Here is a 19,722-nt window from a genome sequence, read left to right as displayed (position 1 = left end):
GCAGTCAATCATTTGGGAGGTTGGCGGAACGTGGAATTTTCAAGCGGTTTTCAACCGATCACTTTGCAACCGCAGGAAATCGAAAGGAAAAGTTTTGCGATCATCCGGGAAGAGTTTGGGGAGCATGCCTATTCGGAAGCCGAATTTGCCGTTGTACAGCGCATTGTCCATGCCTCGGCCGATTTTGAGCTGGGCAAAAGCATCGTCTTTCATCCCCGGGCTGTGGAAGCCGGGGTGCGGGCCATCCGCCAGGGCCGGCCGGTGGTGGCCGATGTGCAGATGGTCCAGGTGGGGATTCATAAGCCCCGTTTGGAGAAATTCGGCAGCAGCGTCCGTGTCTACATTTCCGATCTCGATGTGGCTGAGGAAGCCAAGCGGCACAATGTCACCCGGGCCATCATGGCCATGCGCAAAGCGGTGAAAGAGGCAGAAGGCGGCATCTTTGCCATCGGCAATGCGCCCACGGCGCTGTTGGAATTGATCCGGCTGGTCAAAGCGGGAGAGGCCAAACCGGGACTGATTATCGGCCTGCCTGTCGGGTTTGTGTCGGCGGCGGAGTCGAAAGCCGAGCTGGCCCGACTGGACATTCCCTACATCACCAACATCGGCCGCAAGGGGGGCAGCACGGTCACGGTGGCGGCTGTGAATGCCTTGTCCCTCTTGGCCGAACAGGTGGTTGAGTAACTTGGAAAAAAAGTTGCGCCACGGCTATACCACCGGAGCGTGTGCCACGGCGGCGGCCAAGGCCGCTTTGACCGCTTTGTTGACCCAACAATGTCCACAGGAAGTGACGATTCGGCTGCCCATCGGCCAAGAGGCCACGTTTCAGCTAGCCCACTGCCGCTTTTCTCCGCAGCAGGCGACGGCCGGAACGATTAAAGATGCCGGGGATGATCCGGATGTGACGCATGGGGCCTTGATTGAGGCGACGATCAGTTGGATGGCTGAGCCGGGGATTGTGCTGGATGGCGGTCCAGGTGTGGGCAGGGCAACCAAACCCGGTTTGCCTGTTCCGGTGGGGGAGGCGGCCATTAATCCGGTCCCCCGCAAAATGATCCTGGACACGGTGCGGGAGGTGTTGGAGCAACACGGCGTCTCCCGGGGGGTCAAAGTGGTGGTTTCGGTTCCTGAAGGGGAAAAAATCGCCGAAAAAACCTTGAATCCCCGCCTGGGGATCATCGGCGGCATTTCCATTTTAGGGACGCGGGGCATTGTGGTTCCCTTTTCCACAGCCGCATACAGGGCCAGCGTGGCCCAGGCCATTCGAGTGGCCCGCGCCAACGGATGTGATCATTTGGTGTTATCCACGGGAGGGCGCAGTGAAAAGCACGCCATGGGGTTATATCCGGATCTGCCTGAAGAGGCGTTTATCGAAATGGGGGACTTTGTCGGTTTTGCCCTGAAGCAATGCAAAGGGCAAGGGATTGGGCGTGTCTCCTTGGTGGGAATGATGGGGAAATTTTCCAAAATCGCCCAGGGCGTGATGATGGTCCACTCCAAAAGCGCCCCGGTTGACTTCAATTTTTTGGCCGGACTGGCGGAAGAAAGTGGAGCCCCGCCCGAGGTGGTGGAAACGGTGAGACAGGCGAATACGGCAGCGGAAGTGGGCGACCTGATGCATGAACAGGGGTATTCCCGCTTTTTTGAAAAGCTGTGCCAGGCTTGCTGCCGTGCCGGATTGAAAGAGGTTGACGGAGGGATTGCGTTGGAAACGGTCATTTTTTCCTTTAAAGGGGTTTTGCTGGGAAGGGCGGTTATCGATGACAGACGCCATTAAGGTGATCGGCATCGGGGATGACGGGCGGCGAAGTTTGCTTCCCCAATATGAACGCTGGATTGAAGAGAGCCAGGTCCTGGTGGGGGGAAAGCGGCATTTGGCGTTTTTTCCAGACTACCAAGGGGAAAAAGTGGAGATGGCCGGCAGTTTGAAAGACGTGGTCCAGCGTTTGAAAGAAGAAACCCGTCCCACGGTGGTATTGGCCTCCGGAGATCCTTTGTTTTACGGCATCGGGGGCTATCTGGCCAAACACATGCCCGTTGAAGTGTATCCCAACCTCAGCTCGTTGCAACTGGCTTTTGCCCGCATGGGCGAAAGCTGGCACGATGCTTACATTCACAGTGTGCACGGCCGTCCGTTGACCGGCCTGGCCCAGCGGATTGACGGACGCCACAAAGTGGTGTTGCTGACCGATGAGACCAACAGTCCGCAGGCGATTGCCGCCTATCTCAAAAAGTTCGGCATGACCGAGTACAAAGCGTTTGTCGCGGAAAACTTGGGTGGCGAACAGGAACGCACAGGCTGGTACACCTTGGACGAGATGATGGCGCAAACGTTTTCTCCCCTCAATATTGTGGTTTTAAAACGCGTCGGTCCTTCCCCCCAATGGCCTCTGGGCATCGATGATGAGGCGTTCGCCCAGCGCAAACCGGATAAAGGCCTGATCACAAAGAAGGAAGTGCGTGTGCTCAGCTTGGCCCAATTGGCTTTAAGGCCGGACAGTGTGGTATGGGACATTGGCACCTGTACGGGATCGGTGGCCATTGAGGCGGCACGGCTGGCCCGTGAAGGTACCGTCTATGCCATTGAAAAAAATGAAGGCGATCTGGAATTGTGCCGGCGCAACATGTTGACCTTCCGGACCGATTTTGTGTTGAAACACGGCAAGGCACCCGAAGGGTTGGAGGATTTTCCCGATCCCGACGCCATTTTTATCGGGGGGACGGGTGGTCGTTTGGACGCTTTACTGCACGCCTGTGCCGGCCGCCTCAAACCCGGCGGCACAATCGTGCTGAATGCCGCCACCGTTGAAACCTTGTCCCAAGCCTTGTCCGTCTTTCAGGCACTGGGTTTTGCCACCCAAGTGACACAGGTGCAAGTGTCCAGGAGTAAACCCATCCTGAACATGAACCGATTTGAAGCCCTGAATCCAGTGTTTATTCTCCGGGCTTTCAGGGAAGGGAGCGACAAGCCATGAACAAGGCGGGGACGTTGTATGGCGTCGGGGTGGGGCCGGGCGACCCGGAGCTGATTACCGTCAAAGCTTTTCGCATTTTGCAGCAGGTGCCCGTGATCGCCTATCCGCAAAAAAGAAGAGGAAGCAAAAGCTACGCCCACCGGATTGCGGAAGCCTTTATTCCGGCCGGCGAAAAGGAGCTGGTGGGCCTGGTCTTTCCCATGACCAAAGACCCGAACATCCTGGAACGGGAGTGGAACAACACGACAGCCACTCTGTGGGAATATCTCGAGCGGGGGCAAGACGTGGCTTTTGTCACCGAAGGGGATCCCCTGCTGTACAGCACGTTCATTCATATGAAACGGCTGATGCAAGAACGGCACCCTGAGGTGAAAATCGAAGTGGTGCCTGGCGTCTCCTCCATCCATGGCGCCGCCGCACGGTTGGGGATCGATTTGGCCGATGGGGATGAGCGGGTGGCCATCGTCCCTGCCACACATGACCGGGAAGCGATGCGCAAAGTGCTGGAGGAGAACGATTGCGTGGTTTTCTTGAAAGTAGCCAAAGTGCTGGACCTGCTCCTTTCTGTGCTGGATGAACTTGGCCTGCGCCGCCATGCTTCCGTGGTGACCAAAGTGACCTCAGACGAAGAGGTCATTTGGGATGTGGACCGATTGGACGGATTGGAACTGGAGTATTTGACGCTCATGGTGGTGAGAAAAAGGTGAAAGTGTACATGATTGGCGCCGGGCCCGGCGACCCGGAACTGATTACGGTGAAAGGCTTAAACATATTACGCCGCGCTGATGTGGTCATGTATACCGACTCCCTCGTGAATGAGCGCTTGATCGCCGAGGCCAAACCGGAAGCGGAAGTGATCAAAAGCGCCGGTTTAACCTTGGAAGAAATGACGGCCATGATGATTGGCGCTGTCCGGCAGGGGAAAGTCGTGGCCCGCGTCCACACCGGGGATCCTGCCGTGTTCGGGGCGGTCATGGAACAGATCATCCGCTTGAAACAAGCCGGCATTCCCTACGAAATCATTCCCGGGGTCAGCTCGGTATTTGCGGCGGCCGCCGCATTAGGAGCGGAACTGACCATCCCTGAGCTGACCCAAACGGTCATTTTGACCCGGACCGAAGGCCGGACACCCATGCCCGAACGGGAGAAATTGAAAGATTTGGCCCGCCATCACTGCACGCTGGCGCTCTTTCTCAGTGCCACATTAGCAAAAAAGGTGGTTCTGGAGTTAAAGGAGGCGGGTTGGCGTGATGAGACACCGGTCGCTGTGGTGTACAAAGCGAGTTGGCCCGACCAAAAAGTGATCCGCACCGTCTTGCGCGATTTGCCGGAAGAAATGCGCCTAGCTGGGATTCGTTCCCAGGCGATGATTTTAGCAGGCTGGGCTTTGGAACCGGACCACGAGAAACTGGCTGCATACCGGTCCAAGCTGTACGATCCCGCCTTTACACACCGATACCGTCAAGGGGTGAAACCACAATGAGCAGGCCGGCGGTGATGCGGCTGGAAGAAGGCAGAGAGCCCAAGATCACGGCCCAGGGCGTTTTTGCTGCCGTGGCCATTACCAAGCACGGCGTTTCCATGGCCCGAGAACTGGGCAAGCTCATCCCCCAAACCGATGTGTATTACATGTCCAAATTTGCACAGGGGGACGAAGGGGAAAAAGGAATCCGGCTGTTTGACGGCAGCGTGCGCCTGCTCTTGCCCGCTTTGTTCCAAACGTACCGAGGCCTCGTGTTATTCATATCCCTGGGCGCCGTGGTGCGGATGATAGCCCCGGTATTGCAGGACAAAAAAAGCGACCCGGCGGTGGTGGTGGTCGATGACAAAGGCCAGTTTGCCATCAGTGTGCTCTCCGGGCATCTGGGAGGAGCCAACGACCTGACCCGGGAGGTGGCGGCCTGTCTGGGGGCGACCCCGGTGGTGACCACCGCTTCCGATGTGCAACAAACCATTGCCGTGGATTTGTTTGGGCGCCAGTTTGGCTGGGAATGGGAATCGCCGGAGAAGCTGACACCGGTCAGCGCATCGGTGGTGAATGAGGAACAGGTGGCGGTGGTGCAGGAATCGGGGGAGCGGAACTGGTGGCCGTATGATCGTCCTTTGCCGCCCAACATTCACGTGTTTGATTCCATCCGCGAAGCTTTGCGCATGAACCCGCAAGCGGCCCTGGTGGTGACACACCGCCTGCTCAGTCAGGACGAAGAGGCCATTTTGGCGAACGGGGTGTTGTACCGGCCCAAAGTGATCGTCTTAGGCGTGGGGTGTAACAGAGGGACCAGCGCGGAAGAAATCGAATCCGTCATTCAAGAGACGCTGGCGGAATTGAAGTTTTCCATCAAAAGCGTGAAAGCCTTGTGCACCATCGATTTAAAAAGAGATGAGCCGGGGCTTTTGGCGGTCGTGAAAAAATACGGCTGGAAGTTTGTCACTTACAGTCCGGAACAATTGAACTCGGTGCCCATTGAACAACCTTCAGAGGCGGTGTACAAGTACACCGGAGCATATGGCGTCTGTGAACCGGCGGTCAAACTGTACACCGGTGTCGACCGGTTGGATCTGGTGAAGAAAAAATCGGGCAATGTGACCATTGCCGTCGGCCGTCTCCGCCATTCCTGAATGGAAAATCAGAACCGGGCGGAAGAAAGGAGCATGAGCGGTGACAGAAAAGCGCATCGTCATTGCCGGAACAGGCAGCGGGGTGGGCAAAACCACGTTGACCCTGGGCTTGATGGCCGCGTTGAAAAAAAGAGGATATACCGTCCAAGGGTTTAAATGTGGCCCGGACTATATTGACCCCACTTACCACACCGCCGTGACGGGACGTCCCTCCCGCAACCTGGACAGCTGGATGTTTGACGCGGCGGTCGTCCGGGCCATTTTGCACAGGGGAAGCGAAGGAGCCGACATCTCGATCATTGAAGGTGTCATGGGCTTTTATGACGGCAAAAGCCCGTTGGATAACCGGGGCAGTACGGCGGAGATCAGTTTGCTGACGGAAAGTCCGGTGCTTTTGGTGGTCAATTGTCACAGCATGGCCCGCAGCGCGGCAGCCGTCGTAAAAGGTTTTCAAACGTTGGAACCGGCGGTCAAGATTGCGGGGGTTGTGGCGAACCAAGTGGGCAGCAAAGGCCATTTCCGTCTGGTGCAGCAAGCCATTGAGCAGGAATGCGGGATCCCGGTGATCGGCTATCTGGAGCGGAACGGCGACTTGCACATGCCGGAAAGGCACTTAGGTCTAGTGCCGGCCATTGAGCGGGGGGAGCTGGACGCCTTTTTTGACCGGCTGGCCGGGTGGGTGTCCCGGACCGTCGATCTGGAGCAAGTGCTGGCCTTGGCGGATGCCGCACCCCTGGGCGGAGCGGACACGACCTTGTTTCAACCGAGGCGGGAGGCGCAGGTGCAGATCGCGGTGGCCCGGGATGCGGCGTTTCACTTTTATTATCCGGAAAATCTGGAATTGCTGGAAGCTTACGGGGCAAAGCTTGTTTATTTCTCGCCGTTGGCGGGAGAGCCGGTACCCGCCGGCAGCGCCGGCTTGTATATCGGCGGAGGATTTCCGGAGGAGTTTGTCGCGGAGCTGGCCGGGCAAACGCAGGCCAAAGCATCCGTCAAGGAGGCGATTGAAAGGGGCATGCCCGCCCTGGCCGAATGCGGCGGGTTTATGTACTTGACGGAAGCGATTGAAACCACCGATGGAGACGTCCATCACATGGTGGGCATCATCCCGGGCAAGGTGAAAATGCAGGACAAGCTGGCCGCGTTAGGATACCGGGAGGTTGAGGGAGAGGAAGGAAACTACCTGCTTCCGGATGGCGCCACAGCCAAAGGGCACGAGTTTCATTACTCCGTTTATGAACCGCAAGGAGATTTTCCGGCGGCTTATCGCACAACCGGGTTGCGGGGGACGAAGGCAGAAGGGATTCAGTACAAGCGGTTGATTGCCGGGTATACCCATTTGCACTTTGCTTCCGCGCCAGAGTTGGTGGAGCGCTGGATCCAGGCTTGCCTGGAGTGGCAAAACCGTGGCTAGCCGTTCGAAAGGCTTTGCAACCTACCGGCAGCCAAGCGAGGATGAGATTGGACGGAATCCGGAAGGAGTGCACAGATGGGAACGGGTAAAGTATACCTTGTCGGGGCAGGACCAGGTCATCCGAAGCTCATTACGGTGCGGGGCTTGGAATGCATTCAAGAGGCCGACGTGATCATTTACGACCGCTTGGCCAGCCCGGAGCTCCTGGCTTATGCCTCTCCCGAAGCAGAGTTGATTTATTGCGGCAAGTCTCCCCGGTCGCACGCGTTGCGGCAGGAACGGATCAATCAATTGCTGGTGGAGAAAGCGCGGGAAGGAAAAGTGGTCACCCGCTTAAAGGGAGGCGATCCGTCGGTTTTTGGACGGGTCGGGGAAGAGGCGGAATGGCTCGCGGCCCACGCTGTTCCTTTCGAAATTGTCCCGGGAGTGACTGCAGCCGCCGGGGCCGCGGCAGCGGCGGGCATCCCGCTCACGCACCGGGCCTATGCGTCTTCGTTGGCTGTGGTGACCGGGCATGCCGGGGAAAAAGGTGAATTCTGTCCAGAAACGGGTGCGCCAACAGCCGGGCGGCATGGGATCGAATGCGAACAAACCTGGGCCGCGCTGGCCGGCGGCGTCGATACCCTGGTGTTTTATATGGGCATGAACCGCTTAGGGGATATTTGCCGTTCCTTAATCCGCCATGGCCGGACACCGGCCACCCCGGTGGCGGTGATCCAGTGGGCCACGACACCAAAGCAAAAGCTCGTCACCGGCACGCTGGAGACGATTGAACAACGGGTGCAAGAAAGCGGGATCGGCGCCCCGGCCGTCATCGTGGTGGGGGAAGTGGTCCGCATCAGGGACCGACTGCAGCAGAGCATGGCGTTTCATGCCGCAGGCTTGGCTCCTTTTTCCGGTAGCGGCCAGCAAGGCTGAAGCATTGAAAAACACAAAACAAAACGAGCAGTGACCGTCAACAGCCGCCGGGAAGGAAAAAGCTCTAAGTATCCGGTTCCAATGGATATCCTAAGGGTTTTCACAAAATTCCTGCCACTACCAAAGTATGGCCGGTTGAGATACAATTGGCTTAAAGTACCATTTCTTTAATGAATGAACAAAAAACAGAATCACGTTCAGGGCAAACCAAACGAAAGTTTGGGACGCAAAGCTACGGGTCTAAGGTGCAGAAAAGCGCTATGATCGCCGGGTTGCCGTGGGTTTTGGTGACAGCCTGCCTCCATCGCTTTGCGGGGCAGGTTTTATTTTCGTTTCGAGAAAAGTGTACTGAAAGGAGAGGAGCATGCCATGAAGAAACGATGGATGCAGATCGTTCTTAGCTTTTTGGCCGTCGGGCTGATTTTTGGTACGGGTGCAAGCCAGGCGTTGGCCAACACGTCTCCAGATGAGCCAATCCAAGACAATGAAACGATGGATTCCGGGCAGACAGGCGACGAAGCAGGTGGTGACGGGACAGGTTCCGTCAATCATGGTACATCCGGCGAGGAAACAGACGGGATGGAAACACCCGGGACGGAAACACCCGAGGCGGATGTGCCCGCAGCGCAAACGCCTGAAGAGGATGATGGGCAGAAGCCCAAGCTTTTACCGGGGGATTTCCTCTACTTTTTCAAAGTGATGTTCGAGCGGATCAAATTGGCGCTGACTTTCGATGAGGTGGAAAAAGCCAAACTGCTGGTGCAGTATGCCAATGAGCGGATTGCTGAAGCCCGGGCCTTGCTTGCGGAAGGGGATGAAGAGCGGGCGCTGCAGGTGTTGCAGAAGGCCATTGAGAATCAGAATCAGGCGTTGGAATCCGTCGGTGAAGCGGAAACCCAAGCTGCAGACGGGACCAAGCCAGCGGCCAATCAGGGTGAAGTAGCTTCAAGTCAGCCGGATACCAGTGAACCGGCGGATGAGCCGGCAGATGAACAGACGGATCCGGAACAGGATGAAATCCAAAAGATCAAGATGCGGATTTCCAACAACATTGCCGCTTTGTTGAAAGTGGTTGAAAAAGTGGAAAATCCGAAGGCGCAAGCGGCGATCCTCAAAAATATCGAAAAGAGCTTTTTGAAATTGGAAAAAAAGCTGGTGAAGGTGGAGAACAAGCTGCGGCGGCAGGAACCTGGCGGTACGGAAGGAAAGGATGAAGAAGCTGGCGACACGGAAGGCGAGGATGACAATCCAGGAGAGCAAACCCTCAAAACGCCAAAGACCGATGCATCCCCGGACTCCGGTTCAGATCCGAAAGCCGAGGGGGACGAACGAACCGGAGACGAGAAAGGGCATGTGAAGCAGGAACAGTCCGCGACACCGGCGCAGGACACGAAAAACGTGAATGCAAAAAAGGATGAAAAAGCCAAGCAAGGAACACCGTCCCAGAGTGAAAAACGGTTGCCGCAGCAGGCGAAAAGAAAAGATCAAGGAAAGACCAACCATGACCACAGCCCAGCAAAGCCGGATCATCCATCTGCCGAGACAGAAGCGGAGAAAGGGTCAGCGGTGGATGAGGCATTGCCAGCTGATGAGGCTTCGAATAAGGAAAAAGGAAAAGGACATGGGAAAAGTCAAGAAAACGGAAAACGGCATGAAGAACACGGCCAAAAAAATAAAAGTTAGTGCAGCAAATTAGTGTCGAGATAAATTTCGTTATATCCTGCATGCGGACGCGAATTACAATGGTGGACTCGTTCTCGGCAATTTTTCGGGCAGTTTGAGCAAGGTTTCCCTGTCGATGGCAGCTATGGTATAATAAACACAAGCAAAACAAAAAATGAAAATGACCGCAGGTGCTGCTACACCTACGGTCGATGTACAATAGCCGCTTGAAGAGCGGTAGGCTTTATGGGACACGGAATAGACCGCATCCCCTTCCACAAGGGCGGTCTATTTCCGTTTCGTGGACATGATCAGCACGACGAGTGTCGCAAATGCGATCATCAACGACAGTGCTTGATATGTGTCCATAGGCATCTTTTGAAGGAGTTGGAACCGGGGCCGCTGCATGATGTCGTCGTAAGTAAGCACTGCCGGCCGAACCTTGACGCGCACATCTGCAAATCTTGGTATTGACATGCGCGGTAGAAGGGAATATAGTATAAATCATAGTATAATGATATGATTTATTTAAATTAAATCATGAATCTGCCACATCTGCGGCTTTGGTTGACCAGACCACTGGAAACGGAAGCGATCCTCCTGTGCCGGTGGTCTGGTCTTTTTTTGGAGTTATTGATCCCGGAACACGGGCCGGCATGGAGAGGACCTGTGCATCGAAGCGGCATGAGCAACTACATGAAACTACATGAAAGGAAGGCGGGCCAATGTCCAGACGCCTTCGTTTCATTCCGAGACACCGGTTGGCGATTCTTGTATCGGTTGTCCTTGTGTTGTTGGCCGCTTGCGGCACCGTCAACGACGGGGCGGCTCCGGCAGGTTCCTCCGCACAGAACGCGCAGCCGCAGGAACCCATCGTCATCGGCGTCACGCCCGTTGACAGGAGACAATGCGGAGTACGGCAAGCAGTGGCGCAAAGGCATGGATCTCGCCCTCGAGGAAATCAACGGCGCGGGCGGGGTGAAGGGACGGTCCCTGCAGTATGTTTTCGAGGACACCCAAAGCGATCCCAAGCAAACTTCGGCCGTGGCCCAGAAATTTGCGGCCGACTCCAGGATTGTGGCCGTCATCGGCAATTTCAGTTCTCCGGCGTCGATGGCGGCGTCCCCCATCTATCAGCGGGAGGGGCTGGTTCAGCTGGGCATCACCAATTCGCATCCGGATTTCACCAAAACAGGCGAATACATCTGGAGCAATTCGTCCAACCAGAAGGATGACGCCCCTTACCTTGCCACGTTGGGCAGGAACTGAAAAAACGGCGGTTGGCGGTGCTGTACCTGAATACGGACTTGGGAAAAACGACCACCGAACTGTTTGTCGGCAAGGCCAAGGAACTGGGAGCGGAAGTGGTGGTCCAGGAACCTTATCTCCCCACCGAAAAAGACTTTCGGCCGATATTGAGCAAGGCGCGGGATGCCAATCCGGATGCCCTGATCCTGATTTCGTACTACAATGACGGGGCGCTGATCACCCAGCAGCGGAAAGCCGTCAGCTTGGATACCGCTGTGGTGGACATAGGTTCTGTCTATTCGCCGCAGTTCATCAAATTAGGTGGCGAGGCGGTGGAGGGCGTATACACCGCCACTCGGTTTTAGGTTGCTGATGGAAAGGGTAGCGGTGCGGCCTTTTGCCCAGGCCGGCAGCACCATCCTGCTGCTCACCACAATTGCGGTGGGGCTGATTTTGGACAATGCCGCGCAGCTCATTTGGGGGCCCCAGACCCAGGCCCTTCCCAATCCCCTGCCGCTGTGGCACATCCGGTTGGGGGACGGAACCGTCACGGTTTTGGACCTTTTCATTCTGGCGACAGGGGTCGGCACGGCTTTGCTGCTGCATCCTCGCGTCCCTTGCCGAAGCAGCCCTGAGGGAAGCCGCGGGGAGAAGGGCGGAGTTCCCCTTCCAGGAAAGCGTGCCTGGTCTTCAACGATGAAACTGGGATTTGAAACTTGGATTTTTCAGATGAAGGAGGTCATTGTGGATGGCGATTACCCATGTTGATCATGTACTCATTGTCGTTCAGGATTTGGATGAGGCGGCGGAACAGTACCGCAAATTAGGTTTTCATGTCACTGAAGGAGGTGCCCATCCGGGAAGGGGAACCGCCAACCGGCTGGTCGTGCTGGAAAACGCGTATTTGGAGCTGATTGCCGTGCAAGACCGGGCGGCGGCATGGCAAGAACTGGTCAGGCATCTGGAACAGCATGGACCCGGCCTCTTCACGTTCGCTTTTGCCACCGACGATCTGGATGCGGACGTGGCGCAATTGAAGTCCCGCGCCGCATCCGGAGTCACGACGCTCCAAGCCGAAGAGCCGCAAGAGGGGTCGCTGGTGGACGCGCACGGCAATATCAGGGGCTGGCGAAGCAGCCATGTTTCCGGCGGGAGAGCAAACCCCTTCCTGATCCAGCATGACAGCACCGGAGAAGAAAAGCGGCGCCGGCTGTTCGGCGGCCAAGAGCCAAAGCCGCATCCTCTGGGTTACAAAGATATCAGGCACCTTGAGGTGGTATTCGCTTCGCTTGCGGAAGGCGAAACCTATTTCCGCGACGGCTATGGGCTCGCCCGCGACGGTGAGCAGTCTGTCTGCCCCAGCCGCCAGGGTGACCGGATATTCTTCCCGCTTCAACATGGCCAACTGGAGGTTATTGCTCCCAATTCCCCGGACAGCCCGCTGAACGAGTTTGTAGCGCAGAAGGGATACGGGCTGCGGGGAGTGGTGCTCACCGTCCCGGATGTGGAAGCGGCGGTCTCTTATTTGACGGATCAGGGAATACGGTTCACCCGTTCTCCCGTTTCCGGCGCCGTGCAGATTGATCCGGCCGATGCTGCCGGCGCAAGACTGGTGTTGACAAAAGGGTAATCGATGGTTTCATCGAAACAGAAACCGCCATCGATCGTTGCCGTATCCATTGTCGAATCCATGATTGTCATGAAAAAAAACACATCGGCCCTTCGAGCCACCTGGCCTCCATGGTCAGGTGGCCGATTTTTTTCAGACGCCTGGCAGCAAAAGGAAGCATCCTTGCCTGGCCCTTTTTCTAGCCAGCTGGGTCGGCCGTCGCGTTTGGTCAATGCCGTCACAGCCTTTATCTTTAAATCAAATCATCAAATCGTTGATGAGGCGAAATGGCCAACGGGTGTTTTCCGCAAAAAAAGCCTGCAGATCTCTCCGCGAGAGAGTTGTCTGCAGGCTGAGGGGTGGCATGAAGCCACCCCATTTCACGCGGTTCGGCCGATGATGCAAATGGTGTTACTGGCCAAGAACCGATTTTGCAATCTCTGGCACGATGACAGTGTCCCAGTCCGGTTCTTTCTTCGTTACTCCCACCTGTACGAAAAATTTTCCTTGTTCAATGGAATTGTTGACGAATTCTTCGTCGTCGGGCGACTTGAGAAGATAGGTGCGACGGCTCATGGTCAATTCCGCGATTTCCTGGCTGACTTGGTTTGCTTCCGCAAAAATTTGCACCGCATCGGCAGGGTGGTCTTGGACCCAAGTGAGCGCTTGCTGGTAGGCTTGAATGAATTGCGCGATGACTTCCGGATAAGCCTCGACGAACTCGGCGTTGCCCATCAAGACAACGTAATTGGGATGATATTTCTCGCCGTCTACCAATGGCACGGCCTCTTTGGTGATTTCAGCGCTGGCATAGAAGGGGTCCCATGTCACCCAAGCGTCGATGGAGCCGCTGAGTAACGCGGAGCGGCCGACATCGTTTTCGATTTTCACCCAATTGACCTCAGAGTCTTTGATGTTGGCGCTTTGGAGCACTTTTTGAGGAAAAAAGTAGGCATTGCCGGAAGGGGTGCCGATCTTCTTTCCTTTTAAATCATTGATGCTTTTTGTTTTCGAGTCGGGCCGTACCAAGATGGCATGGGTTTTGGGGCTGCGTTCGGTTAGCGCCAAAATGCGTATGGGCTGATCCGTAGCCACGGCGGTCACCGGCGTTCCCCCGATCGCCAAATCGATGGCGCCGCTGGACAGCGCTTCGGTAATGGGTGCGAGCGACAGAAATCTTTTGAATTCGATATTGGGGACTTGATCGCCAAACGTTTTCTCGAACAGCTTTTGATCTTTCAAGACGTAAATGGGAACGTAAGGCGGTTGGAAACCGATCCGAATCGTCTTCGGAAGCTTCTTGGATTCCGGCGTCTTGGATTCTGACGTCTTGGATTCCGGTGCCGATGAAACGGCCGTATCTTGTGAAGAACTGCCGCTGCCGCATGCCGTCAGCAATCCTGCCAGGACAAACATACCTATTGCAAAGATGAGCAGCCGGATCAACGAAGTGCTTGGATGCGGTTTTTTCTTCATACATTTAAGCCTCCTTTGTCTGTAAGCGTGGCATAACCTCGCGTGCGAGCAGTTCAATGGCTTGCAACGATGCGCCGTGATCGCTGCCTGCTGCATGCACTTGGCAAATGATCTCGTCGAAACCGAACTCGTCTTGCCATTCCAGCAATTGTTCGATTACGTTTTCCGGCGAGCCGATGATCATGTTCATTTGCTTCATCAGTTCCCTGTATTCGCGCGTGCCGGTTCGGCCGTCCCAGTTGACGCCGCATTCGTATTGCGCGTACCGGGCGAAGGTCTGCCGGGTTCGTTTTTCTGCCTCTTGCGTGGTTTCCGCAACAAAGACAAAGCGCAATTGAGCCACCCGGCCAGGCCCGTTGCGGGAGGCTTCGCGATAGCGTTGGATCCATTCGAGATGGCGTTCAGGATTGCCTACCCGCGGGATGAGCAAACCGAAGCCATGATGGCCCGCCAGCTCAGCCGTTGAGTCGCTGGCCGCCAACCAGATGAGGTCAGTGGCATGCTGGATCGGGGAAGGAGAGATCTCGACCTCTGTGAACTCGTAATAATCCCCGCTGAAATGAACCACGCCTTCATCAAACGCTTGTCTCAGGATTTCCACCGTTTCCAGCGTGCGCCTGGACTTCTCTTCCATGGAGATTCTGAATTTGGCGAATTCGGCTGCTTTCGTTCTGGTGCCGGAGCCGACGCCCAGTCTCAACCGGCCGCCCGACAGGACGTCCAGCAGCGCCGCGTCTTCGGCCAGTCGCAACGGCTGATAGAAAGGCGCTTCGACCACAGCCGTGCCAAGGCCGATGTGTTGGGTCAGTCCGCTGAGCCGGGCTAAGCTGAGCAATGGTGCCGGTTGACGGCCGTACACCTTGAAATGATGCTCTGCCAGATAAATGGCATCAAACCCAAGCCGATCCGCCAAAATCGCCTGGGTTTCAATTTCCTGGTACAGATCATTCACGGATGTGTCAGGGGTTATATCGCAGTTGTAAAACAGCGAGAATCGCATGTTGTTCCATCCTCCATTCGCGGAAATAAACATTGAATTTTTTTACAGAAACGGGTTCTACCGGCCCGCGGGCCTCCCTATCTGCCGTCGGAAGGCGGGTTTGACACGGCCTCCTTGCCGTCGGAGATGTGCACCAGGGTGCCGCTGATCTGCTGCGGCTTGGCCAGCAGATTCAAGATAGGGCAGGTGCGTTCGACGGCCGCGTGCAACTCCCGTAACGCCGCGTCGTCGGCGGGCGATGCGATCCGGACGGTGTAATGGATGTTGTGCGGATAAACGGGAACATGTTCATAACCGGGATGGTTCGCCCGCGGGTCAAGCTGGCCGGTCACTTCAACTTCCAAGCTGTCCAGCGGTATGCCGCGGTCGGATGCCTGGATGAGAAAGATGTGGGTCAGGCAGCTTCCCAGAACCCCAAGTTGAATCTCTGGAGACGAAGGGCCGAGGTTGTATCCGGCAAAATCAGTGTCACTGTCGCTGATGATTTGGAAATCGCGAATGCGGATTCGCCGGACACCGCACCTTCCTTCCGCCTTGACGTGGGCGCTGATGGTGAAAGGTTCCGCGCCATTGGCGATGATTTTTTCCCGTCGTGCTTGCAAGGCTTGCTTTTTCTCGGACAGATACTCTTGTAATCCGCTCATGTTGCATCCGTACCTCCTTTTATGATTCATAGAATTATAATTCGCATAATTATAAAAAAAACGCCGGAAGTCCTTGAGGACCTCCGGCGTTCCGGTCGGAATCCTTGCTTTCGTAAGTTAAAAACAATATATCTTTATTCCCTAGTATTTTCAAGTATTATAATTGGATTATTAGGATATTGCGCAAATGGCGGCGTTCCGGAAGGAAACATGGACCGTTTTAAGGGTTGCCGCTTCCCAACGGCGCGAGATTGATGTATAATAAAACTGCTACCTTACATAACAAGGTAGCAAATTCTTGACCCATCTATCTTGCAATGCAATATACTGGGGAAGAAGGGGATTGCGTGGTGAACGAACGTGGCGTCGAAAAGCAAAAGCCAGTTGTTGAAGGGTGTGTTGGAAGGGTGCATTTTGGCGGTGATGCGGCAGGAAGAAATATACGGGTATGAATTGAGCGTCCGGTTGTCCGAATATGGGCTGACCTTTGTTAGCGAAGGCAGTATTTATCCGGTGCTTTTGCGGTTGCAAAAAGAAAATTTGATCGTCGGAAAGCTGAAAGAATCGCCCAGCGGCCCGCCGAGGAAGTATTACCGTTTGACGGAAGAAGGACATCAAGCGCTGGACGTGTTTCGCCGTGAGTGGATGGAGTTGAAGGCGGCCGTCGATCGCATTTTGCAGCAAGGAGAGGATGGACGATGAACCAAGGAACCCGCCGCATGACAGTGGAAGAAATGGTGGAACTGAACAATGAACGGCGCCTGCAGTTGAACGAGGAAAACCGCAAGTACTATGAAGAGATGCTGGTGTACTTGCGGATGAGTCCCGTCGAACAGCGGAAAGTGGAGGAGCTTTTGCTGGAGATGCTGGATCATTTGTTGATCGCCCAGCGGGAGGGGCGCACGGCACAAGATGTGTTTGGCGACGACCCGGAAAGTTACTGCAAAGAAGTAATCCAGACGTTGGACAGGCAACCGCTCTTTCATTTTCCCCGTTTTGCGTTTATTTTCAGCACCGTGCTGTATGTAGGCTTTCTCTTGGACGCTTTGTTTCGTTTGATAGTGTATCCGTTGTTGAACCGTTTTTACGGCGTGCCTGTTCCGGAAGGATTTAAGGCGGATTGGTTCGTCATTGCCGCCTTGGGGCCGTTGTTGATTGAAGGCATGATGTTTTTCATGCGGAAAACCACGTTCAAAGGGATCGGGGCGAAAGTTGGGTGGATATTGCTGTTGCAGGTGATCAGCGTGGGCGGTTTCCTGCTTTGGCACTTGATCCTCAAAGATGCGGTGCCCATGCTTCCCATTCCGGCTTGGATGAGTTTGGGGATTGGGGCGGCCCTTTGGTTGGTTCACCGCCTGGTGTTCAACGGCGTGTTTAAACATGTCGAGATATTTTAGCGGTGGCGCACGGAAGCTTGTCCTTTGTGACGTTTGCGCGATACAAAAGAGGTTGCGGTAAAAAGTCCTTGAACGACGGAAATCCTTGAACGTCTGTTCAAGGATTCAGCCTGTAGACAAAGCTCCAAGATGGAGCAGGTCTACAGGCTTTTTTTGTCGAATTTTAACAGGAGAAATCCATCGAGGTGAGGTTTATGCTGAGAAAAAATCACCATGAAGGACGTTATCAAGTTTCCTTCTTCTCATTAGATCAATTAGTCCCCAAAGACCACTTGCTTCGGAAAATCGACCAAGCCATTGACTTTAGCTTCATCTACGACCTTGTTCAAGATAAATACAGCAAAGATACAGGACGACCCAGCATTGACCCAGTCGTCTTAATCAAAATCGTCTTGATCCAGTACCTCTTTGGCATTCGTTCCATGCGCCAAACCATCAAAGAAATCGAGACCAACGTCGCCTATCGTTGGTTTATCGGCTATGACTTCACCCAGCCCATCCCTCATTTTTCGACCTTCGGGAAAAACTATGTTCGCCGATTCCGCGGCACCAATTTGTTTGAAACCATCTTCCAACGCATCCTGGAAGAAGCCGTTCATCATGGATTTGTAGACCCAGAAGTGTTATTTATCGACTCCACCCATGTCAAGGCCAGTGCAAATAAACATAAGTACACCAAAACCTTCATCCAGGAAGAAAGCAAAAAGTACCAGGAACAACTGGAGGAAGAAATCAACCAGGACCGGATGGCACACGGGAAAAAACCCTTGCCAAAAAAGTATCAGTCCGCGGTCAAGGAGGTGAAAATCAGCACCACCGACCCTGAAAGCGGGCTCTTTGTCAAAAGCGAAAAAGAAAGGGTTTTTGCCTATTCGTTTCATACGGCGTGTGACCGGCACGGCTTTGTGTTGGGAGCGCTGGTGACACCGGCACATGTGCATGACAGCCAGGTGTTTGATGAGGTATTCACCAAAGTCACTCAGAGATTCGGTCCTCCAAGGGCGATCGCTGTGGATGCCGGGTATAAAACCCCGTATATCGCTAAATTGTGTCTCGATGCTAACATTCGTCCGGTGATGCCTTACACCAGACCCCATACGAAAGACGGTTTTTTGCGCAAACATGAGTATGTCTATGATGAATACTACGACTGTTACATTTGTCCGCAAAACGAAGTGCTGGAGTATGAAACCACCACACGGGAAGGGTACCGGATGTATCGGTCCAACCCCGACAAGTGCAAGCACTGTCCGTTGCTTTCCCGGTGTACCCAGAGCAAGGATTTTACCAAACGCATCAGCCGGCATATTTGGGCGAAGTATGTGGAAGAAGCGGATCACTTAAGGCATACAGAAGAAAACAAACGACTGTATGCGATGCGGAAGGAAACGATCGAACGGGTATTTGCAGACGCAAAGGAGAAGCATGGCATGCGATGGACAACCTTACGTGGCTTAGAGAAGGTGTCCATGCAGGCGATGCTTACTTTTGCTGCCATGAATCTGAAAAAATTGGCCACCTGGCTATGGAGGTCAGGTGGCACAAAGGGTCAATGTTTATTTTTTCACTTCAAATTGAACAGATTTCCCCTTTCTGGTGGATGGAGCAATGGTGTTTGTCATCAATCTGAATCCTTGAACGTCTGTTCAAGGATTTTCGCATGTTTGCTGTTGAACCCTTACGCCCACCCTGTCCGGATGGGCGTAACGATCATGAGAGAACGGCTGACGCAGCGTGTATTTTAACAAGATCCGCGATCGCGTCTGCGGACACGCACGAAGACGAGGACATTACCCCGCACACGGACGAGACGGAATCCGTTTCTCAGCAAACAGCGGGATGCTGGCCCAACACGCTCTCCGACGACCAAGAAGCGCTGGCAAGGCCGGGCGCTGCCAATCACGCGAACGGCCGTGATTCTTCTCCGCCCCTGCCTTCTCTCGAAACGAATGACGACGACATCGAATCGTCTTCGTCGATCACGTTGAGACATTCACATCACCTCTTTCGATGGTTTGCTGCAGTATATGAATTTCTTCTTAATGCTGGCAGGGCAGTTTGGCAGGGCGATGCATTCATGTTTGCCAAACCAAAAATAAAAAAGCCGCAGGAAGCTTCCTGCCGGCTTGCGTATCTTTGCTGATGGATGCGGTCAGCTATTCGCGAGCGCGCTGCAACCGCTGCATATATAAAAAGACGGGGAATGGAATGAGGATCCAACCGAGGCTTTTGATCAAACTGTTGATCGCGGACTGCCGGATGCGGGCTTGTTCGGCGGCGATCATCTCCTCATACTCTTTTTTCAATTCTTCTTCGCTGAGCTGGGCCGGTTTCCCTGTTGTATCCTTGCTTTCCGCTTCATGTTGCCGCATCTGTTTATAATCCTGGAAGCTTTGGTAGTAAGCTGGGGGAGACACCAGATCGGCCATGGCCATAAAGGCTCCCACCCCGCCCCCCACGGTCATCATCAGCGTGGCAAACATGACTGCGTAGATGAAGATGGTACGGATGAACGGCATCCATTCACACCCTTTCGTGAAATCCACAAGCGTATCTTTAATAAACCACATTCTCTGGCGAAAGGCCATGGTTTTTGGCCTGCCGCATCGTGAATGAATGGAACCAAGTCGGTCCGTGTCAACCCATATAAAAATCTTACCGAAGACGGAATAGATCACTCATTTGAAAATCTAACCCAACATTCACCTCAAAGAGGTATACTTGGGTGGCTTGCCCTTACTGACCATGACCTTCCTCTTC

General features: G+C 54.6%; 17 protein-coding genes, 2 pseudogenes and 1 other annotated feature. Of the genes and pseudogenes, 15 read left to right on the top strand and 4 right to left on the bottom strand.

Going from position 1 to position 19,722, the window contains the following annotated elements; translation table 11 throughout:
- The first annotated feature begins 30 nt into the window (after nucleotides 1-30).
- From BAA01_15815 to BAA01_15760, 12 genes and pseudogenes are all read left to right on the top strand, one after another.
- Nucleotides 31-684 carry a precorrin-8X methylmutase gene (locus tag BAA01_15815; protein OUM90403.1) on the top strand — a complete coding sequence of 218 codons (654 nt, stop codon included), beginning with the start codon at nucleotides 31-33 and terminating at the stop codon, nucleotides 682-684.
- Nucleotides 647-1,777 carry a cobalt-precorrin-5B (C(1))-methyltransferase gene (locus BAA01_15810; protein ID OUM90320.1) on the top strand — a complete coding sequence of 377 codons (1,131 nt, stop codon included), beginning with the start codon at nucleotides 647-649 and terminating at the stop codon, nucleotides 1,775-1,777. The genes BAA01_15815 and BAA01_15810 overlap by 38 nt, the downstream gene beginning before the upstream one ends.
- Nucleotides 1,761-2,975, top strand: a complete 1,215-nt coding sequence (locus BAA01_15805; GenBank protein OUM90319.1) for a cobalamin biosynthesis protein CbiE — start codon at nucleotides 1,761-1,763, stop codon at nucleotides 2,973-2,975. The genes BAA01_15810 and BAA01_15805 overlap by 17 nt, the downstream gene beginning before the upstream one ends.
- Complete coding sequence (locus tag BAA01_15800) at nucleotides 2,972-3,682, top strand: precorrin-2 C(20)-methyltransferase (protein OUM90318.1); 711 nt, start codon at nucleotides 2,972-2,974, stop codon at nucleotides 3,680-3,682. Before BAA01_15805 ends, BAA01_15800 begins: the two co-directional genes overlap by 4 nt.
- Before the next feature lie 8 nt (nucleotides 3,683-3,690).
- On the top strand, nucleotides 3,691-4,458 hold the full coding sequence (locus BAA01_15795) for a precorrin-4 C(11)-methyltransferase (GenBank protein OUM90317.1): 768 nt from the start codon (nucleotides 3,691-3,693) through the stop codon (nucleotides 4,456-4,458).
- 14 nt (nucleotides 4,459-4,472) lie between these two features.
- On the top strand, nucleotides 4,473-5,594 hold the full coding sequence (locus BAA01_15790) for a cobalamin biosynthesis protein CbiG (GenBank protein ID OUM90402.1): 1,122 nt from the start codon (nucleotides 4,473-4,475) through the stop codon (nucleotides 5,592-5,594).
- A gap of 40 nt (nucleotides 5,595-5,634) precedes the next feature.
- Entirely contained in the window at nucleotides 5,635-7,008 is a 1,374-nt protein-coding gene (locus tag BAA01_15785; protein OUM90316.1) for a cobyrinic acid a,c-diamide synthase, read from the top strand.
- Nucleotides 7,009-7,083: 75 nt separating this feature from the next.
- On the top strand, nucleotides 7,084-7,926 hold the full coding sequence (locus BAA01_15780) for a uroporphyrinogen-III C-methyltransferase (protein ID OUM90315.1): 843 nt from the start codon (nucleotides 7,084-7,086) through the stop codon (nucleotides 7,924-7,926).
- A 191-nt stretch (nucleotides 7,927-8,117) separates the two neighbouring features.
- Nucleotides 8,118-8,206, top strand: a binding site (cyclic di-GMP riboswitch class I).
- A gap of 89 nt (nucleotides 8,207-8,295) precedes the next feature.
- Complete coding sequence (locus BAA01_15775) at nucleotides 8,296-9,609, top strand: hypothetical protein (protein OUM90314.1); 1,314 nt, start codon at nucleotides 8,296-8,298, stop codon at nucleotides 9,607-9,609.
- A 704-nt stretch (nucleotides 9,610-10,313) separates the two neighbouring features.
- Nucleotides 10,314-11,198 (top strand): annotated as a pseudogene (locus tag BAA01_15770) (ABC transporter substrate-binding protein).
- Nucleotides 11,199-11,202: 4 nt separating this feature from the next.
- Nucleotides 11,203-11,604, top strand: coding sequence for a hypothetical protein (locus BAA01_15765; GenBank protein ID OUM90313.1), 402 nt, complete (start codon nucleotides 11,203-11,205; stop codon nucleotides 11,602-11,604).
- Nucleotides 11,585-12,466: a hypothetical protein gene (locus BAA01_15760; protein ID OUM90312.1), complete on the top strand. Its 882-nt coding sequence runs from the start codon at nucleotides 11,585-11,587 to the stop codon at nucleotides 12,464-12,466. Before BAA01_15765 ends, BAA01_15760 begins: the two co-directional genes overlap by 20 nt.
- A 390-nt stretch (nucleotides 12,467-12,856) precedes the next feature.
- On the opposite strand, the gene BAA01_15755 is transcribed toward BAA01_15760, so the two are convergent.
- From BAA01_15755 to BAA01_15745, 3 genes are all read right to left on the bottom strand, one after another.
- Nucleotides 12,857-13,921 (bottom strand): aliphatic sulfonate ABC transporter substrate-binding protein, encoded by a 1,065-nt coding sequence (locus BAA01_15755; protein OUM90311.1) that lies wholly within the window; start codon nucleotides 13,919-13,921, stop codon nucleotides 12,857-12,859.
- A gap of 4 nt (nucleotides 13,922-13,925) precedes the next feature.
- Entirely contained in the window at nucleotides 13,926-14,921 is a 996-nt protein-coding gene (locus BAA01_15750) for a hypothetical protein (GenBank protein OUM90310.1), read from the bottom strand.
- 77 nt (nucleotides 14,922-14,998) lie between these two features.
- Nucleotides 14,999-15,565: an osmotically inducible protein OsmC gene (locus BAA01_15745; GenBank protein OUM90309.1), complete on the bottom strand. Its 567-nt coding sequence runs from the start codon at nucleotides 15,563-15,565 to the stop codon at nucleotides 14,999-15,001.
- A 423-nt stretch (nucleotides 15,566-15,988) separates the two neighbouring features.
- Here BAA01_15745 and BAA01_15740 point away from each other — a divergent pair, with 423 nt between their 5' ends.
- The 3 genes and pseudogenes from BAA01_15740 to BAA01_15730 all read left to right on the top strand — a co-directional run bounded on the left by BAA01_15740 (nucleotide 15,989) and on the right by BAA01_15730 (nucleotide 18,491).
- The gene (locus BAA01_15740; GenBank protein ID OUM90401.1) at nucleotides 15,989-16,267 is read left to right on the top strand and encodes a PadR family transcriptional regulator; all 279 of its coding nucleotides are present in this window, start codon (nucleotides 15,989-15,991) and stop codon (nucleotides 16,265-16,267) included.
- Nucleotides 16,264-16,962 (top strand): hypothetical protein, encoded by a 699-nt coding sequence (locus BAA01_15735; GenBank protein OUM90308.1) that lies wholly within the window; start codon nucleotides 16,264-16,266, stop codon nucleotides 16,960-16,962. Before BAA01_15740 ends, BAA01_15735 begins: the two co-directional genes overlap by 4 nt.
- Before the next feature lie 194 nt (nucleotides 16,963-17,156).
- A pseudogene (locus BAA01_15730) lies at nucleotides 17,157-18,491 on the top strand (transposase).
- Nucleotides 18,492-19,118: 627 nt separating this feature from the next.
- Here the strand turns inward: BAA01_15730 and BAA01_15725 are convergent.
- A complete protein-coding gene (locus BAA01_15725; GenBank protein OUM90307.1) occupies nucleotides 19,119-19,481 on the bottom strand; it encodes a hypothetical protein in 363 nt (120 codons plus the stop codon).
- Nucleotides 19,482-19,722: the final 241 nt, after the last annotated feature.

Origin of the sequence: Bacillus thermozeamaize, assembly GCA_002159075.1 — a bacterium.
Lineage (GTDB): Bacteria > Bacillota > Bacilli > ZCTH02-B2 > ZCTH02-B2 > Bacillus_BB > Bacillus_BB thermozeamaize.
The sequence above is the reverse complement of the archived record's forward strand: the minus strand, read 5'-3'. Positions and strand labels throughout refer to the sequence as shown.

What these genes read in the sequence shown, in the direction of transcription:
- BAA01_15810 (OUM90320.1), top strand. Translation starts at nt 647, where the DNA reads ATGCCTTGTCCCTCTTGGCCGAACAGGTGGTTGAGTAACTTGGAAAAA.
- BAA01_15805 (OUM90319.1), top strand. Translation starts at nt 1,761, where the DNA reads ATGACAGACGCCATTAAGGTGATCGGCATCGGGGATGACGGGCGGCGA.
- BAA01_15800 (OUM90318.1), top strand. Translation starts at nt 2,972, where the DNA reads ATGAACAAGGCGGGGACGTTGTATGGCGTCGGGGTGGGGCCGGGCGAC.
- BAA01_15795 (OUM90317.1), top strand. Translation starts at nt 3,691, where the DNA reads ATGATTGGCGCCGGGCCCGGCGACCCGGAACTGATTACGGTGAAAGGC.
- BAA01_15790 (OUM90402.1), top strand. Translation starts at nt 4,473, where the DNA reads ATGCGGCTGGAAGAAGGCAGAGAGCCCAAGATCACGGCCCAGGGCGTT.
- BAA01_15780 (OUM90315.1), top strand. Translation starts at nt 7,084, where the DNA reads ATGGGAACGGGTAAAGTATACCTTGTCGGGGCAGGACCAGGTCATCCG.
- BAA01_15775 (OUM90314.1), top strand. Translation starts at nt 8,296, where the DNA reads ATGAAGAAACGATGGATGCAGATCGTTCTTAGCTTTTTGGCCGTCGGG.
- BAA01_15760 (OUM90312.1), top strand. Translation starts at nt 11,585, where the DNA reads ATGGCGATTACCCATGTTGATCATGTACTCATTGTCGTTCAGGATTTG.
- BAA01_15755 (OUM90311.1), bottom strand. Translation starts at nt 13,921, where the DNA reads ATGAAGAAAAAACCGCATCCAAGCACTTCGTTGATCCGGCTGCTCATC.
- BAA01_15750 (OUM90310.1), bottom strand. Translation starts at nt 14,921, where the DNA reads ATGCGATTCTCGCTGTTTTACAACTGCGATATAACCCCTGACACATCC.
- BAA01_15745 (OUM90309.1), bottom strand. Translation starts at nt 15,565, where the DNA reads ATGAGCGGATTACAAGAGTATCTGTCCGAGAAAAAGCAAGCCTTGCAA.
- BAA01_15740 (OUM90401.1), top strand. Translation starts at nt 15,989, where the DNA reads ATGCGGCAGGAAGAAATATACGGGTATGAATTGAGCGTCCGGTTGTCC.
- BAA01_15735 (OUM90308.1), top strand. Translation starts at nt 16,264, where the DNA reads ATGAACCAAGGAACCCGCCGCATGACAGTGGAAGAAATGGTGGAACTG.
- BAA01_15725 (OUM90307.1), bottom strand. Translation starts at nt 19,481, where the DNA reads ATGCCGTTCATCCGTACCATCTTCATCTACGCAGTCATGTTTGCCACG.